Genomic DNA, 15,965 nt, shown 5'->3' with positions numbered 1-15,965 from the left:
GGTCAGGACGCCTTCTTCTCCGCGTCGGGGGCGTCCGCGCGCGCAGCCTCGCGGGCCTGCTCCTTGGTCAGCTCCTTGGCCGTGGTGGCGTACATGTCCACGTACTCCTGGCCGGAGAGCCGCATGATCTCGTACATGATCTCGTCGGTGATCGAGCGGAGGATGTACCGGTCGTTCTCCATGCCCTCGTAGCGGGAGAAGTCGAGCGGCTTGCCGAACGAGACCACGGGGCGGGTGAACTTGCCGAACGTCGATCCCGGCGGGGCCACCACGTCGGTGCCCACGACGGCGACCGGGATCACCGGGACACCGGACTCGAGCGCGAGCCGGGCCACACCGGTGCGGCCGCGGTAGAGGCGGCCGTCGTGCGAGCGGGTGCCCTCGGGGAAGATCCCGCACACCTCACCCTGCGACAGCAGGCGCAGCTGCGTCCTCAGCGCGCCCGACGCCGCGCTGGCGCCGGCCCGGTCGATCGGGACCTGCCCGGTGCCGGAGAAGAACTTCTTCTGGAACCAGCCCTTGATCCCGGGCGTGTTGAAGTACTCGGCCTTCGCCACGAACGTCACCCGCCGCGGCGAGGCCAGCGGCATGAACAACCAGTCGGAGTACGACAGGTGGTTGCACGCGAGGATGGCGGGCCCCTCGTCGGGGAGGTTCTCCACCCCCGAGACGTGGGTGCGGAAGATGACACGCAGGACGGGCCCGAGAGCGACCCACTTGAGGAACCAGTACAGCACGGACCGAGCCTAGCCCTGCTGGCCCGTGACACGTGCGATGAAGTCCACGGACTCGTTGAAGATCGTCTCTGCGTCGTGGTCGAGGGTGGCGACGTGGTAGCTGTCCTCGAGGATGCGCTCGGTGAAGTCCCGCGACCCCAGCCGGTCGTGCAGCGCCTCGGAGGTGCTCGGGTCGACCACGTGGTCCACCCGGGAGCGCAGCAGGAGGACGGGGACCTCGATGCGGTCCAGGTCCGCGTGCAGGGCCTTGAAGCCGGCGAACATCGAGGCGGCGGCGCGCAACGGCGTGACCGGGTACCCGCGCTCGTCGACGCCGGGCTTCTTGATGTCGTTGGCGATCGCGGGGAAGGCGGGCACGACGTGCTTGAGCACCGGCAGCAGCAGGACGTCCTTGCGCAGCGTGGTCACGGCAGGGTTCACCACCACGACCCCGGCGATCTCGTGGCCCCGGTCCGCGGCCAGCCGCAGCGTGAGCGCGCCGCCCATGGAGAGGCCGACGACCGCGACGTCGTCGTGCTCGGCCCTCAGCGCGTCGAACTCGCGGGAGACCGCGCCGTACCAGTCCGACCAACCGGTCCGGTTGAGGTCCTGCCAGCGGGTCCCGTGGCCCGGGAGCAGCGGCATCCGTACGCCGTACCCGGCCGCCGCGAGGTGCTCGGCCCAGGGGCGCATCGACGCCGGCGAGCCGGTGAACCCGTGCAGCACCAGGACGCCGGTACGACGGCCCCCGGTCAGCTCGGGGCGGGCCGGCGCCGTCAACGGCGCGACGAGGGCGGGGTCGAGGGGCTCGGCCTCGGCGCCGAGGAACGGGATCTTCACGTCAGGCAGTCTGCCCCAGACTGGTCGCGATTGTCGTCACCACCTACGGTGGTGTGGTGACCCCGTCCGACCGCGAGCACTCCGACGAGGAGCCGACTCGCCCCGACAGTCCCGGTCCCGCCATGTCCGAGGCCGAGGCGTGGGAGCAGATCGTCGCCAACTACGGCGAGCGGGTGCTTCCCGGAGCGACCGAGCGGGACGCGCACCCGGCCGGACGCGGCCGGACGCAGCCCACCGAGGACGAGGTCGCCCGGGGCAGCGAGGACGTCGACGACCCCGACCACACGTCCGGGGACTCCGCGCCTGCGGGCACCGACGCGCACGTCGTCATCCCCGACGCCCAGGCGCATCCCGACCGCGACCACGTCGCGGAGCGGGAGGCCCGCATCGAGCGGTCCGAGGGCTTCGTACCGCCCGCTCCCCCGCCGTTGCCACCCACGTCGTGGCCGCGGCTGGTCGCCTGGGCCGGAGCCATCGGCGTGCCGCTGGTCCTGCTGGTCGCGATGTTCGCCGGCCTCACCCTGCCCAGGGTCGTCCTCGGCATCGCGATGGGCTGGTTCGTGGCCGGGTTCATGTTCCTGGTGGCCACCATGTCACGCGAGCCGCGCGACCCCTGGGACGACGGCTCCCGGGTCTGACGGCCCGGCCCCGGATCATTCAGACGACCGGGAACACCTCGCGCGCGAGCAGGACGGCGCCGACGAGCCCGGCCGACGGCCCTAGCGACGCGGTCACCAGCCGCGGCACCGAGCGGTGGCCGTGACCAACCACCTCGGCCGCGAGGACAGCACGGGCCGGGTCCAGCAGCAGGTCGCCCGCCGCGGAGACACCGCCCCCGATGACGACCACCTCGGGGTCCAGGACCGCGACGGCACCGAGCAGGCCCCGGCCCAGCCAGCTCCCGACCTCCTCGAAGGCGGCCAGCGCCGCGGGGTCTCCCGCCCGGGCCGCCTCGCTCACCTGCGGCGCAATCCACCGCGCCGCCCCACCGCCCCGGTGCCGCTCGGCGGCGTCCTCCAGAGCCGTCGCCGAGACGTACCGCTCCCAGCAGCCGCGGCCACCGCAGGGGCACAGCGGTCCCTCGGGATCGACGCACACGTGACCGAACTCTCCGGCCATGCCGTTGTGCCCCCTCAGCAGGCGGCCGTCCAGCACGACGCCGCCTCCGATGCCGGTGCCCACGGTGAGGGTGATGCTCGACGACGAGCCTGCGGCAGCACCGGTCGTGGCCTCGCCCCAGGCGGCGCAGGTCGCGTCGTTCTCCAGCAGCACCGGCGCCCCGACACGCGCCGACAGCGTGCTGGCAGCGGGCTCGCCGCGCCAGGCCAGGTGGGGCGCGAACATGGCCCGTTCGCGGTGGGAGTCGACGAACGCGGCGGCGGCCAGGCCGACCCGGGCCACCGGCACGCCGGCGCTGACCTCCCGCACCGCCTCGACCAGGACGTCCTCGAGCACACCCACGCCCGCCGACGGACGAGGGGTGGCGGCGTGGACCGTACGCACGAGCGAGCCGTCGGCCGCGACCACGGCGGCCGTGACCGTGGTGCCGCCCACGTCGACCCCGACGTCCACGCCCGGCCCTGCCTGCGCAACGGGCCCCGCGGGAACGTGGGTCGTCACTGGTCCGCGGCGGGTTCGTCCCAGCCGCCGAGGTCGATGTCCTCGACGGGCCCCCGCTCGGGAGCGGGGGGCTCCGTGCGGAGCAATGCCTCGGCGGCCTTGGCGAACGAGGTGATCGCGACCGCCAGGTGGGCGCGCGCCTCGGGGTTGATCTGCCGCACGGCGTTCACGGTGCGGCAGACCGGGCAGTAGCGGCACTCGGCCGGGTGCGGCGCGTCCGTCGCCCCGCCTGCGGCGTGCTCGTCCTCGGAGGGACCGGCGGTCCACGCCGCGGCGTGCGCACCGAGGTCCTGCTCCTTGGCCCACCCGGCGAGGGCGCCCAGGAGCTTGGCGGTCTCCTCCCCCAACGAACCCACGTCGGGTCCGTCGGCCTCTGCCTGGCTCATCGCGCTCCCCTGCTGTCGTCGTACGGTGCGGGCTCCGCCCCGTCCTGCGGCACGAACCGCACCTGGACCTCGTCATCCGTGCACCTGGCCCCGGCCACCCGGTGCCGCGACAGCGAGGTGGGCAGGGTCAGGAGGCGACGATACGACCCGACGGTCACGACGAGGTCGTCCCCGTCCCTGGCGAGACGGACCTGGTCGGGATCGACGAGGGGAACCTTGAGCGCGAGGGTGCTGCCCTGCGCGTCGCGGGTGATCCGGAAGACGTCGCGCTCGCCCGTGGACAGGACCGGGTCGTGGCCCCCGTACGTGGCGTCCGCCAGGGCCGCGAGGTCGTCGGGTCCGACGGGTTCGTGCGTGAGGTAGCCGGCCAGGTGCATCGGCAGCGGGGCGAAGGACTCCCGGACCCGCCCGAGCACGGCCTCCTGGGCACGCGCCCAGCCGGCGACCCACGGGTCCTCGGAGTCGGTGGGGAACACGCGGTTGACGACGACGCCGTCGACCCGGTGGCCGTACAGGGAGAGCAGGGTGTAGGCACGCCGGGCCTCGGCGAGGACGACCTCCTCCGGCGTGAGCACGATCCTCACCCCCGCACCCGGACCGGTCAGGAGCTCGTGCACCTCGCTCAGCTCGTCGTGCAGCCTGACCACGGCGTCGAAGACGGCGTCCTGGGGCATCGGCACCCCGGCCGCCTTGGTGAGGACGGGTCGCAGGGCCTTCATCACGGTGCGCTGCGTCGGAAGGATCCGGGTCATGTACCACCCGAGCGCCTCCGGGAGCGCCAACAACCTCAGCGTCTCGGCCGTGGGGGCGCAGTCCACGACCACGACGTCCCACCGGCCGCTGCGGGCGTGGGCGCGCAGCTCCAGCAAGGAGAGCACCTCCTCGGCGCCCGGCAGCACGGTCAGCTCCTCGGCGGCGACCGGGTCGACGCCGACCACCTCGAGGACGCTCAGCAGGTACGACTGGACCTCGGCCCACGACTCCTCGAACCGTCGCTGGGCGTCGACGTGCTGGACGTGGAGGTTCGGCTCCACCTCGGTCGGCTCAGCTCCGACGGGCACACCCAGGGCGTCCGCCAGTGAGTGTGCGGCGTCCGTGGACACGACCAGGGTGCGGCGTCCGGCGCGCGCGGAGGCGACAGCGACGGCGAGGGCGTGGGTCGACTTGCCCACTCCGCCCTTGCCGGTGAACAGCAGGAGCCGCATCGGCCGGTGGTCGGGTCGGTGGGCGTCGCTCAGAGTGACTCGACGCGCCGCTTGAGCCCCTTGAGCGCGGTGTCGATCAGGATCTTCTCGCCCTTGCGCTTGAGCATGCCGATCAGGGGGATGTTGACGTCGAGGGCGAGGCGGTACGTCACCTCGGTGCTGCCGTTGCCGAGGTCGCGCAGGGAGTAGACGCCGTCGAGGGCCTTGAGCATCTTGCCCTCGGCGAGGGTCCAGGTGACCTCGTCGTCGCCGTGCCAGACGTACGCGAGCGTGTACTGGTCCTTGATCGGCGGCACGTCGAGCTCGAAGTAGACCTGCTCGGCCCGCCCGTCGGCGGTCTCGGAGGTCACCTCGGCGACGTTGACCCCCTTGGCCCACTCGGGGTACGCGGGGAAGTCGGCGATCACCGCCATCACGTCAGAGGGAGGTGCGTCGACCACGATCGAGGAAGAGGTCTGCTCGGCCATGTGGGAGAAGGTACTCCACCGGGCCGACGTACCGCTCGCACCACCGGCGGCGGGCCGCTGGTCCAGATCACCACTACCGGGCGGTAGGGGCCGCACCGCCGGCACCACGGCGGGCGGCAGGGCCGTACGTGATCGATGCGCTCGACGGACTTATCATCACTCTGCGGGGCGCTCCCCCGCGCCCTGGCGGCCCTGCGTGGCCGACGCCGTCCCGGAAGGCATGACCGTGCGCGAGTACTCCACCCCCTTGACGACCGAGATCCCCTCGACGGGCAACCTCACCGACCCGGTGGTGCTCAACGCCCGCGAGGTGCCGGAGTTCGTGTCGTTCAACCGTCCGGTGGACGGCCAGTGGGTGGACGTCACCGCCGCACAGTTCCTCGCCGAGGTCAGCGGCGTGGCCAAGGGCCTCATCGCCTCGGGCATCGAGGCCGGCGACCGCGTCGCCCTGCTCGCGCGCACCCGGTACGAGTGGACCCTGTTCGACTACGCCATCTGGTTCGCGGGCGCGGTCACCGTGCCCATCTACGAGACGTCCTCGGCCGAGCAGATCGGTTGGATCCTCCAGGACTCCGGGGCCAAGGCGATCGTGGTGGAGACCGACGTGCACGCCGACAAGGTCGCCGAGGCGCGCGGCGTCGCCGAGATCACCGAGCTCGCCCATGTGTGGGCGCTCGACCACGACGCGGTCGCGACCGTGACGGCGCTGGGCCCGGACGTGTCCGACGAACTCCTGGAGGAGCGCCGCAGCGCGGCCACCCCGCTCGACGTGGCGACGCTGATCTACACCAGCGGCACCACCGGGCGCCCCAAGGGCTGCATGCTCACCCACGGCAACTTCATGTTCGAGCTGGGCGTCGCCGTCGACGAGCTGCACCAGATGTTCGAGCCCGAGGACGCCGCCACCCTGCTCTTCCTGCCGCTGGCTCACGTGTTCGCCCGGATCATCCAGATCGGGTGTCTCAACAGCCGTACCCGTCTGGGCCACAGCGCCGACATCAAGAACCTGGTGGCGGACCTCGGCGTCTTCAAGCCGACCTTCATCCTGGCCGTCCCCCGCGTCTTCGAGAAGGTGTTCAACACCGCCTCGCAGAACGCCGCCGCGGACGGCAAGGGCAAGATCTTCAACCGCGCCGCGGACGTCGCCATCGCGTGGTCGCGTGCTCGTGACGCTGGCAAGGTCCCCTTCCTGCTCGACCTGCAGCACAAGGTCTTCAACAAGCTCGTGTACGGCAAGCTGCGCGCAGCGCTCGGCGGCCGGTGCGAGTTCGCCATCTCCGGCGGGGCGCCGCTCGGGGAGCGGCTGGGCCACTTCTACCGCGGCGTGGGCCTCAACATCCTCGAGGGGTACGGCCTGACCGAGACCACGGCCGCGCTGTGCGTCAACACACTGGGCTCCCTCAAGATCGGCACCGTCGGCCGCCCGTTCCAGGGCACGTCGGTCCGCGTCGCCGAGGACGGCGAGCTGCTCTTCAAGGGTGGGCAGGTGATGGCCGGGTACTGGAACAACGAGGAGGCCACCGCTGCGGTCCTCGAGCGCGACGGCTGGTTCCACACCGGCGACGTCGGTGAGATCGACGACGAGGGCTTCGTCCGCATCACCGGACGCAAGAAGGAGATCATCGTGACCGCCGGCGGCAAGAACGTCGCTCCCGCGGTCCTCGAGGACCGCCTGCGCGGGCACCTGCTGATCGACCAGTGCCTGGTGGTCGGCGACGGTCAACCGTTCATCGCGGCCCTGATCACCATCGACCGCGAGACCCTGCCCACCTGGGCGGAGATCAACGGCAAGACCGGCTCCTTCGAGCAGCTCCTCGACGACGCCGACCTCCGTACGGCCGTCGACGAGGCCGTGGCGGAGGCCAACAAGGCCGTCTCCAAGGCGGAGTCGATCCGCAAGTACACGATCCTGGCCTCGGACTGGACCGAGGAGGGCGGCCAGCTGACCGCCAGCCTCAAGCTCAAGCGCAACGTCGTCATGCGCGAGTTCCGACGCGAGATCGACAGCCTGTACGCCTGATCAGGCACGGCGGCCACGGCCGCGTCAAGCGTCCCCACGGGCCCCGACCCCACGGTCGGGGCCCGTCGTGCGTCAGACCGACTACTCAGGGGGCGGAAGTGTGTGCAACCCGCCCCCTGCGCCACAACCGCCCCAACGGGCTAGTACTCACCACCGCCCCACCTAGTCATTTCGGGTGGTGCGAGTACTACTGATGGACGGTTTGTCCGGTTTAGTCCACCGGCACCTCCCCGAGCGTCCTAGATTGCCGAGGCTGGGGAGGACTCCGGGGCCTCCCCCCCGAACGCGAGGGGACGGCTCATGACGCTTCGACGTCGACCGCTGACCATTCACGACGCCGTCAGTGGCGCCTCGCTTCCCGTCGCCCGGACGTTGCCCCACGATCCGTCCGGTTCCCCTCTGCTGGTTCCCTGACCCAAAAGGACACATCACATGGCTCGCCGATCCGTACTGCTTGCTGTCGCGCTCGTCATCGCCCTGCTCGGCACAGCTCTCATCGTTCTGTACGTCAAGGGCATCGACTCCCGGGCCACCGAGGGACAGGAGCTCGTCTCCGTCCTGGTGGCCACGGAGAAGATCGAGGCCGGTCAGGCCGTCTCCAAGGCGATGGAGGACGGCAAGATCGAGGAGCGCGACGTGCGCAAGGCTGACGTCGTCGAGGGCGCCGTCAGCTCGATCGGCGCGATCCAGGACCTGGTGGCCCTCGGCGCCGTGTTCCCGGGCGAGCAGATCGTCACCCAGCGCTTCGGCACGGTCGGTCAGCAGGAGTCCCTGCCCATCCCGGACGACATGATGGCCGTCTCGGTCGAGCTCACCGACTGGGAGCGCGTCGCCGGCTTCGTGTCGCCGGGCGCCGAGGTCGCCGTCTTCGTGACCGGGTACCGCGACACCCGCAACCCGGACCCGGAGTCCGAGGAGCGCGGCACGGTGGACACGCAGATGCTGCTTGAGCGGTCGCTGGTGCTCGGTGTCGGCACCACCTCGGTGATGACCCGCACGACCGAGGGCGAGGACGGCGAGGAGGTCGTGGAGCAGGTGCCCACCACGATCATCACGTTGGCCGTCACCCAGGCCCAGGCCGAGCGCCTCTCCTTCGCCGGCCACCACAAGGAGCTCTCGATCGCACTGCTGAGCGACGACTCGAAGACCAAGTTCGCTCCGGGCGTGGAGAACAAGGACGTCCAGGCGCCCGGGGGCCAGAAGCGATGACCGTCATCCTCGAGCCCAACCAGGTGCATCTGGCCCTGGCGCAGGCGACCCTCCACGGGTCGGTGGCCGTCTCCTCGCTGGAGGAGCTGGGAGACCACCTGCGGGACACCCCGCACGAGTTCGCCGTGGTCATCGGGCCGTCGGTGGACCTGGCCGAGGCGACGTCCTTCGCCCAGTGGGTCCGGGTCCAGCGTCCGGAGCTCGGCGTCATCATGATGCGTCACGAGGTCGACAGCTCAGTGCTCTCCGGAGCACTGCGCAGCGGCATGCGCGAAGTGGTGGAGGCGCGTGACCTCGCGGGTCTGACCACCGCGGTGCAGCGTGCCCGCTCGGTCGCGACGGCGATCGCCCAGACCATGGAGGACGAGCTGCAGGCGGCCACGACCGCCGCCGTCGCCGGCGTGGAGGCGGCCTCGGCCGCCGCCTTCGCCGCGGCCGCTCAGGCCTCGGTCGCCCCGGAGACGCCCAAGGGGACCACCCTGACGGTGTTCTCCACCAAGGGCGGCGTCGGAAAGACGGTGGTGGCGACCAACCTCGCCGTCGCCCTGGCGGACCTGGGCAAGAAGGTGTGCCTGGTCGACCTCGACGTCAACAACGGCGACGTCGCGATCATGCTCCAGCTCTCGCCGACCCGGAACGTGAACGACCTGGTCGCGTTCAACGGCCAGATCGACGACCACGCCGTGACCTCCCTGGTCACCGCGTTCTCCTCCAACCTGAGCGTGCTGGCAGCCCCGGTGCACATCGACACCCCGGACCAGGCAACCTCGGAGGACATCGGCAAGTTCCTCGACACCGCCGCCACCCTGTACGACTACGTGGTCGTCGACACCTCCGGAGTCTTCGACGACCACTCCCTGGCCGCCCTGGACCGCAGCGACCGCATCCTCCTCGTGGGGACCCTCGACATCCCTGCGCTCAAGGGTCTCAAGCTGGCGGTGAGCACGCTGGACCTGCTCAACTTCCCGCGCGACACGTGGGACCTGGTCCTCAACCGCGCCGACGGCAAGGTCGGGCTGAGCATCGAGGAGTACCAGAACACGCTGGACCTCAAGGCCGACATCCGGTTGGAGTCGAGCCGCGACGTCCTGACGGCCGTCAACCGTGGTGAGGCCCTGGTCCGGGCGTTCCCCAACCACCCCAACAGCAAGGCACTGCTCTCCTACGCCGGCACCCTCGCCGGCGCCACCGTTGCCCACGACGTCCCGGAGCAGGCCCCCGCCGGCCGGGGCTCGCGACTCCGCCTGAGGAGGTCCTGACATGAGTCTGACCGATCGTCTCGCAGCCGCCCGGTCCCGCCAGTCGGCCGACCCTGCCGCCAACCTGCCGCGCCCCGGCGTCCCCGCCGCCCAGGCACCCGCACCCTCCGTCGCCTCGACCCCTGCCGCGAACCGCGCCGTGCGGACCCGCGAGGACTCCTTCGGAGACCTCAAGCGCGCCGTGCACAGCCAGCTCGTGGAGTCCCTGGGTCCCAAGCTCTACGACGCCGACATGACGCAGGCCGACCTGGAGCAGCAGGTGCGCCTGGCCCTGCAGACGGCGCTGGCCCACACCGACCAGCCGATGTCGTCCGCGGACCGGACCCGCATCTCGCAGGAGATCGCCGACGACATCCTGGGGTACGGCCCGCTGGAGCCCCTGCTCCGCGACCCGGACCTCAGCGAGGTCATGGTCAACTCGTTCCAGGACATCTTCGTCGAGCGCAGCGGCAAGCTCGTCAAGGTCCCGGCCACGTTCGCGGACGAGGCGCACCTGCGCCGCACGATCGACAAGATCGTCAGCAAGATCGGCCGACGCGTCGACGAGACCAGCCCGATGTGTGACGCCCGCCTGCCCGACGGCAGCCGTGTCAACGCCATCATCCCGCCGCTGGCCCTCGACGGCTCCAAGCTGACCATTCGTAAGTTCTCCGAGGACCCGTACACGGTCGAGGACCTGGTCCGATTCGGCACGCTGAGCCACCAGTCGGCGGACCTGCTCAACGCCTGCGTCCGGGGCCGTCTCAACATCCTGGTCTCCGGTGGTACCGGCGCCGGCAAGACGACCACCCTCAACGTGTTGTCCTCCTTCATCCCCGAGGACGAGCGGATCGTCACCATCGAGGACGCAGCGGAGCTCCGGCTGGTGCAGGACCACGTGCTGCGACTGGAGTCCCGTCCTCCGAACATCGAGGGCAAGGGTGCGGTCACGATCCGCGACCTGGTCAAGAACTCCCTGCGCATGCGCCCCGACCGCGTCGTCGTCGGTGAGATCCGTGACGCCGCGGCCCTCGACATGCTCCAGGCGATGAACACCGGCCACGACGGCTCGATCTCGACGCTGCACGCCAACACCCCGCGTGACGCACTGTCGCGTCTCGAGACGATGGTGCTGATGGCGGGCATGGACCTGCCCATCCGCGCGATCCGTGAGCAGGTCTCCAGCGCCGTCGACCTCATCATCCAGCAGACGCGTCTCAAGGACGGCACCCGCCGCATCACCGCGATCACGGAGATCGTGGGCATGGAGGGCGACATCATCACCACCCAGGACGTCTTCCTCTTCGACTACGGCGCCGGCGTCGACGAGCACGGCAAGTTCCGTGGCGGACTCGTCTCCACGGGCCTGCGTCCGCGGTTCCTGGAGCGGCTCGCCGACCACGGCGTGCACGTGGACCCGACCGTCTTCGCCGCAGGGGGCGCGCGATGAGCCTGACTGCGCGAGGTCTCGGACTCCGCGCCGGTGCGGCAGCGTGCGCAGCCGCGCTCGCAGTCCTGTCCGTGGCGGGCCCTGCCTCGGCCACGGACGGGGTCAACATCGACCACGTCCAGTCGGACAAGGGTGAGGGCACCCTGCTCCTGGCTGTCGACGGACTGCCGGACGGCGCCTCTCCCGACCTCGGCAGCGTCGAGGTCGAGGTCGACGGCGAGCCCGTCGACGCCACCGCCCGGACGATCGAGGGCGGGGCCGGCGACGTCGAACGCGCCTCCGTCCTGGTCGTGGACGCCAGCCTGTCCATGAACAAGGACGGCAAGTTCGACGCCGCCCGTCAGGCCGTCGGCACCTACCTGGCCACCACTCCGGGCGATGTCCAGGTCGGACTCGTCAGCTTCGCCTCAGGAGTGCACGACGCGCTCCTCCCCGGCCCCGACCGCGAGGCCATCTCGGCGAACCTGGCTGCACTCACCCTGGAGAAGGACACGGCCGTCCACGACGGCATCGTCGCCGGCGTCGAGGCGCTGGGCACCGAGGGAGCCCGGTCGCTGGTCGTACTCTCTGACGGCGCGGACACCAGCAGCGAGGCGTCGCTGGACGACGCCACCAAGGCCGCAGTGGACGCAGGCGTCGTGGTGGACGTGGTCTCGCTGGACCCCCAGGAGCGCCTCACCTCGCTCGCCGAGGCGACCGGTGGTCAGGTCATCGAGGCGGACCCTGCCAGCCTCGAGAGCGCCTTCGCGTCGCAGGCGGCCGCCCTGTCCGAGCAGCTCTCCATCGACTTCTCCGTTCCCGACGACGTCCCGCGGGGCTCGCAGGTGCGGGTCACCGTGACCGCCGGCGGCGAGGAGTACACCGACTCGGCCCTCGTCGCGCTCAACGGCAAGAAGAGCAAGGCCGACCTCGTCGACAACACCCTGAGCTCGTTCACCTCGGGCAAGCCGCTGGTGAGCACGCCGCTCATGCTGGCCGGCGCGATCGCCCTGTTCCTCGGCCTGGGCGGTGTGCTGTGGATCTCCATCACCGGGCCGGGCAAGGCCAAGGGCAGCGCCCTGGTCGACCAGTACTTCTCGGGTGGCTCGACGGGCGGCGGGCGTCGCGCAGCGGGCAAGGCAGAGACTCCCGGGCTCAAGGACACCGCCGTGTCGCTTGCCAGCAAGGCGGTCAACCAGGACCTCGAGACAAAGATCTCCCAACGCCTCACCGGTGCCGGATCAGGTCTGACCGCGTCCGAGTGGATCCTGGTGCACGCCGGCATCGCGGTGGGCGCCGGCCTGCTCGGGTGGCTGCTCAAGGGTGCCCCTCTGGCGGTCCTGTTCTTCGTCCTCGGGGTCATCGGCCCGTGGGTCTTCCTCAGCCTCCGGCACTCCCGACGTCTCAGCGCGTTCAACGCGCAACTTGCGGAGACGCTGGGCCTGATCGCGGGTGGGCTGCAGGCCGGTCTCTCACTCCCCCAGGCGATCGACTCGGTCGTCCAGGAGGGCAACGAGCCCATGGCCGGCGAGCTGCGGCGTGCCCTGGTCGAGCAGCGCCTCGGCGTCGACATCGCGGATGCCCTGGACGGCGTCGGCGACCGGATGGAGAGCCAGGACTTCGCGTGGGTGGTCATGGCCATCCGCATCCAGCGTGAGGTCGGCGGCAACCTGGCCGAGATCCTGCACACCGTGGCAGACACCCTGCGGGAGCGGGAGTACCTACGCCGCCAGGTCAGGGCCCTGAGCGCCGAGGGGCGTCTGTCGGGCTACATCCTGACTGCGCTGCCCATCCTGGTCGGCATCTACATGGCACTGGTGAACCCCGAGTACGCCAGCCTTCTGTGGACCACGACGGCGGGCGTCATCATGCTCGCCATCGCTGTGGCGCTGTTGGGCATCGGCAGCCTCTTCATGTCCAAGCTCGCAAAGGTGGAGATCTGAGATGTTGTACCTCGGAGCACTGCTGCTCTTCCTGGCGATGGCGCTGTCACTGTCGATCATCGGCGTCGCGACGAAGGAACGGCGGGGCGTCGCCCGCTCTGTCGCTGCCATCCAGGCCATGGACTCGGCGCCGGTCGAGATGAAGGCGGAGCTCGAGCGGCCCTTCGCCGAGCGGGTCATCGCCCCGCTCGGCGAGCAGGCGGTCGGCCTCGGCCGGAAGCTCGTGCGTGCCGACACCGCGAAGAAGATCCAGCACCGTCTGGACATCGCGGGCAACCCGCCCGAGTGGGACGTCAACCGCATCATCGGGCTCAAGGTCATCGGAATGGCAGTCTTCGCGTGTGCGGGTGGTCTCTACCTGCTGAGCATGGACATGCCGTTCATCCGGGTGGTCGGCCTCACCGTGGCAGCGGGGGCGTTCGGCTACGTCCTTCCCAACATCCTCCTCTACAACGCTGGCCAGAAGCGCGAGACCCAGATGCAGCAGGCCCTGCCTGACGCGCTGGACCTCCTCACCGTCTCGGTCGAGGCCGGCCTCGGCTTCGACGCCGCCGTGGGACGGGTGGCGCGCAACACCGACGGCCCGCTCGCCATGGAGTTCAACCGCCTCCTGCAGGAGATGCAGATCGGCACCGGCCGTACGGATGCGATGCGCGCCATGGCGGCGCGCTCGACCTTGCCCGACCTGAAGTCGTTCTGTCTGGCCATGGTGCAGGCGGACGCGCTCGGTATCCCGATCGGCCGGGTGCTGCGCGTGCAGAGCCAGGAGATGCGTACCAAGCGCCGCCAGCGCGCGGAGGAGAAGGCGCAGCAGGTGCCGGTCCGGATCATGATCCCGCTGGTGCTGTTCATCCTCCCCTGCCTGTTCATCGTGATCCTCGGACCGGCCGGCATCTCGATCGTCGAGAACCTCGGCTGACGGATCGCTTCATGAACTCGGAGTCGGAGTCCGGGGCCACTGGTCTCGTGGCACAGCGCACGTGGCGGGTGGCCACCGCCGTCAGGGTGTTCGCCCTGGCGATGGTCCTCGGGACGGCGTTGAGCCAGGACTCCCTCTCCGAGTCGCTCCCCCTCATCGCTGCTCTCGTCGTCATCGCGTCAGCCACAAGCGCCATGGACATGCGGCCGCTGGCCGCCACCTCGGTCCTCAACCCCGTGGCGGAGAGCCTGCTCGTCGGCGTGCTGATCGCCATGGCCCTGGACACGACGACCCTCGTGGCCTACCTCGCTGTCCCACCGATCACGGCTGGCCTGCGCCACGGGTGGGTGACCACCCTCAACACCGGGCTGGTCGGCATCGCCGCTCTTGCCGTGACGACGTTGGTCTCACCGGTCTCCGGCTCGGACACGTTCAGCACTGCGCTCCCCTGGCAGTTGGTCGGGATCGGGGTCGGCATGCTGGCCACCTGGCAGTCACGTGCCGTCCGCGAGGCCGTGATGCGTCAGGCGTCGGACGCTGAGGCGCACGAGCTGGTCTCCCAACTCCACGACCTCGCCCGCCGCGGAGACGTTGGTCTCGACCGCAACCTGGTCGCCGACGAACTCCGAGCCGGACTGCGCGACCTGACCGGAGCAGATCGCATCGCAGTGTTCGTCTCCTCCGTGCAGGGAGCCTGCCCGGAACTCGTCTCCCACTCCGGGGACGTCACCGGGTTCGGTGACCTCGCCGGCACCCCCGAGGCCGAGCGGCCCGCCTCGCTCGTCGTCCTGCCGTTGGGCGGCGCCCAGCACTCGGTCGGACACGTGGTTCTGGAGGCGCCCCAGGGGTGGAGTTCACGGGTCCACGGGCGAGCCTCGACGTTGGCGCGCGAGTACGGGCTTCGGCTCGACACCGCGGACCTGTTCGAGCGGGTACGCCTGCTGGCCACGGCGGAGGAACGCAACCGCATCGCCCGGGACATGCACGACGGTGTCGCCCAGGAAGTCGTGGGGCTGGGCTACCTGGTCGACGAGATCGGAGAGGTCAGCACGGAGCCGTCTGTGCACGCCCTCTCGGCCACGCTGCGGGAAGAGATCACCCGCGTGGTGACCGAGCTCCGCTTCTCCATCTTCGACCTGCGCCACCACGTCGCCGACACCCACCTGTCTGGCGCCCTGAGCGAGTACGTCCGGCAGCTTTCCACCGACTGCGACTTCCAGGTCAACCTGGCGCTCGACGTCTCCGGGGCCCCGCTCTCCCCCAAGGCCGAGACGCAGTTGCTGCGGATCGCCCAAGAGGCGATCGGCAACGTGCGCAAGCACGCCCGAGCCTCCGAGGTCTGGGTGTCGCTCGCGAGCGACGGCTCGTCCATCTTGTTCCAGGTCGAGGACGACGGCATCGGCAACGCCGCCCCGCGAGAGCTTCACTGGGGCCTGCAGTCCATGCAGGAGCGGGCCGCCTCGCTCGGCGCCACCCTGGAGATCCATCCACGCGAGGGAGGCGGGACCGTCGTCCGGCTCGCGAGCGGTACGCACCTCCCCGAAGTCCCCCACACGGAAGGGGCCCTCCATGGCCACCACAGTCCTGCTGGTCGATGACCACGAACTGATCCGCCAGGGTCTCGCGCGCGCGTTCGAGCGCGACTCGGACATGACCGTCGTGGGGCAGGCGGGCGGTGTCAAGGAGGCTGTGGAGCTCTACGACGAGCTCCACCCCGACGTCGTGGTCACCGACCTCCAGCTTCCTGACGGCAACGGCCTCGAGATCGTCCGCGCGCTGCGCGAGCGCAGCGGCGAGGTGGGCGTCGTGGTGCTGACCATGCACGCCGGGGACGACCAGATCTTCGCCGCCATGGAGGCTGGCGCCTCCGGCTTCGTCGGCAAGGACAGCAAGGCCACGGAGGTGGTCAGCGCCGCCAAGCACGCGGCCGTGGCCCCTCGCACCTTCCTCTGCGCGGGCCTCAGCGAGGCGAT

The 15,965-nt window shown here is 70.6% G+C and carries 15 protein-coding genes; 9 read left to right on the top strand and 6 right to left on the bottom strand.

The annotated features are described in order from the left end of the window. Positions 1-2 precede the first annotated feature (2 nt). Together ACI379_RS07155 and ACI379_RS07150 are read right to left on the bottom strand one after the other, a co-directional pair. Positions 3-737: a lysophospholipid acyltransferase family protein gene (locus ACI379_RS07155; RefSeq protein WP_439791393.1), complete on the bottom strand. Its 735-nt coding sequence runs from the start codon at positions 735-737 to the stop codon at positions 3-5. A 9-nt stretch (positions 738-746) separates the two neighbouring features. Continuing rightward, the gene (locus ACI379_RS07150; RefSeq protein ID WP_439791392.1) at positions 747-1,556 is read right to left on the bottom strand and encodes an alpha/beta hydrolase; all 810 of its coding nucleotides are present in this window, start codon (positions 1,554-1,556) and stop codon (positions 747-749) included. Positions 1,557-1,612: 56 nt separating this feature from the next. Here ACI379_RS07150 and ACI379_RS07145 point away from each other — a divergent pair, with 56 nt between their 5' ends. Continuing rightward, positions 1,613-2,194, top strand: a complete 582-nt coding sequence (locus ACI379_RS07145; protein WP_439791391.1) for a hypothetical protein — start codon at positions 1,613-1,615, stop codon at positions 2,192-2,194. Between the two features lie 19 nt (positions 2,195-2,213). Here the strand turns inward: ACI379_RS07145 and ACI379_RS07140 are convergent, their stop codons facing one another. From ACI379_RS07140 to ACI379_RS07125, 4 genes are read right to left on the bottom strand one after another with little or no spacing between them, the layout of a single operon-like run. After that, a complete protein-coding gene (locus ACI379_RS07140) occupies positions 2,214-3,128 on the bottom strand; it encodes an ROK family protein (RefSeq protein WP_439791390.1) in 915 nt (304 codons plus the stop codon). 44 nt (positions 3,129-3,172) lie between these two features. Beyond that, positions 3,173-3,562 carry a hypothetical protein gene (locus tag ACI379_RS07135; protein WP_439791389.1) on the bottom strand — a complete coding sequence of 130 codons (390 nt, stop codon included), beginning with the start codon at positions 3,560-3,562 and terminating at the stop codon, positions 3,173-3,175. After that, a complete protein-coding gene (locus ACI379_RS07130) occupies positions 3,559-4,767 on the bottom strand; it encodes an ArsA family ATPase (RefSeq protein ID WP_439791388.1) in 1,209 nt (402 codons plus the stop codon). The genes ACI379_RS07135 and ACI379_RS07130 overlap by 4 nt, the downstream gene beginning before the upstream one ends. 29 nt (positions 4,768-4,796) lie before the next feature. After that, on the bottom strand, positions 4,797-5,234 hold the full coding sequence (locus ACI379_RS07125) for an SRPBCC family protein (protein ID WP_439791387.1): 438 nt from the start codon (positions 5,232-5,234) through the stop codon (positions 4,797-4,799). A 196-nt stretch (positions 5,235-5,430) separates the two neighbouring features. Between ACI379_RS07125 and ACI379_RS07120 the strand changes: the two genes are divergently transcribed. The 8 genes from ACI379_RS07120 to ACI379_RS07085 all read left to right on the top strand — a co-directional run. After that, positions 5,431-7,254, top strand: a complete 1,824-nt coding sequence (locus tag ACI379_RS07120; protein ID WP_439791386.1) for an AMP-dependent synthetase/ligase — start codon at positions 5,431-5,433, stop codon at positions 7,252-7,254. Positions 7,255-7,686: 432 nt separating this feature from the next. Further along, on the top strand, positions 7,687-8,463 hold the full coding sequence (cpaB, locus tag ACI379_RS07115; RefSeq protein ID WP_439791385.1) for a Flp pilus assembly protein CpaB: 777 nt from the start codon (positions 7,687-7,689) through the stop codon (positions 8,461-8,463). Beyond that, entirely contained in the window at positions 8,460-9,722 is a 1,263-nt protein-coding gene (locus ACI379_RS07110) for an AAA family ATPase (RefSeq protein WP_439791384.1), read from the top strand. The genes cpaB and ACI379_RS07110 overlap by 4 nt, the downstream gene beginning before the upstream one ends. Before the next feature lies 1 nt (position 9,723). Beyond that, a complete protein-coding gene (locus tag ACI379_RS07105; protein WP_439791383.1) occupies positions 9,724-11,151 on the top strand; it encodes a CpaF family protein in 1,428 nt (475 codons plus the stop codon). Further along, positions 11,148-13,073: a type II secretion system F family protein gene (locus ACI379_RS07100; protein WP_439791382.1), complete on the top strand. Its 1,926-nt coding sequence runs from the start codon at positions 11,148-11,150 to the stop codon at positions 13,071-13,073. The genes ACI379_RS07105 and ACI379_RS07100 overlap by 4 nt, the downstream gene beginning before the upstream one ends. A 1-nt stretch (position 13,074) precedes the next feature. Beyond that, positions 13,075-13,992 (top strand): type II secretion system F family protein, encoded by a 918-nt coding sequence (locus tag ACI379_RS07095; RefSeq protein WP_439791381.1) that lies wholly within the window; start codon positions 13,075-13,077, stop codon positions 13,990-13,992. Between the two features lie 11 nt (positions 13,993-14,003). Further along, complete coding sequence (locus ACI379_RS07090; protein ID WP_439791380.1) at positions 14,004-15,590, top strand: sensor histidine kinase; 1,587 nt, start codon at positions 14,004-14,006, stop codon at positions 15,588-15,590. After that, on the top strand, positions 15,562-15,965 hold a 404-nt coding region (locus ACI379_RS07085; protein ID WP_439791379.1), incomplete at its 3' end, for a response regulator. The genes ACI379_RS07090 and ACI379_RS07085, both read left to right, overlap by 29 nt.

The sequence above is a fragment of the Nocardioides sp. genome (assembly GCF_051876515.1).
GTDB lineage: Bacteria > Actinomycetota > Actinomycetes > Propionibacteriales > Nocardioidaceae > Nocardioides.
This window is presented reverse-complemented; position numbering and strand designations above follow the sequence as displayed.

What these genes read in the sequence shown, in the direction of transcription:
- ACI379_RS07090 (WP_439791380.1), top strand. Translation starts at nt 14,004, where the DNA reads ATGAACTCGGAGTCGGAGTCCGGGGCCACTGGTCTCGTGGCACAGCGC.
- ACI379_RS07095 (WP_439791381.1), top strand. Translation starts at nt 13,075, where the DNA reads ATGTTGTACCTCGGAGCACTGCTGCTCTTCCTGGCGATGGCGCTGTCA.
- ACI379_RS07105 (WP_439791383.1), top strand. Translation starts at nt 9,724, where the DNA reads ATGAGTCTGACCGATCGTCTCGCAGCCGCCCGGTCCCGCCAGTCGGCC.
- ACI379_RS07125 (WP_439791387.1), bottom strand. Translation starts at nt 5,234, where the DNA reads ATGGCCGAGCAGACCTCTTCCTCGATCGTGGTCGACGCACCTCCCTCT.
- ACI379_RS07100 (WP_439791382.1), top strand. Translation starts at nt 11,148, where the DNA reads ATGAGCCTGACTGCGCGAGGTCTCGGACTCCGCGCCGGTGCGGCAGCG.
- ACI379_RS07135 (WP_439791389.1), bottom strand. Translation starts at nt 3,562, where the DNA reads ATGAGCCAGGCAGAGGCCGACGGACCCGACGTGGGTTCGTTGGGGGAG.
- ACI379_RS07110 (WP_439791384.1), top strand. Translation starts at nt 8,460, where the DNA reads ATGACCGTCATCCTCGAGCCCAACCAGGTGCATCTGGCCCTGGCGCAG.
- cpaB (WP_439791385.1), top strand. Translation starts at nt 7,687, where the DNA reads ATGGCTCGCCGATCCGTACTGCTTGCTGTCGCGCTCGTCATCGCCCTG.
- ACI379_RS07130 (WP_439791388.1), bottom strand. Translation starts at nt 4,767, where the DNA reads ATGCGGCTCCTGCTGTTCACCGGCAAGGGCGGAGTGGGCAAGTCGACC.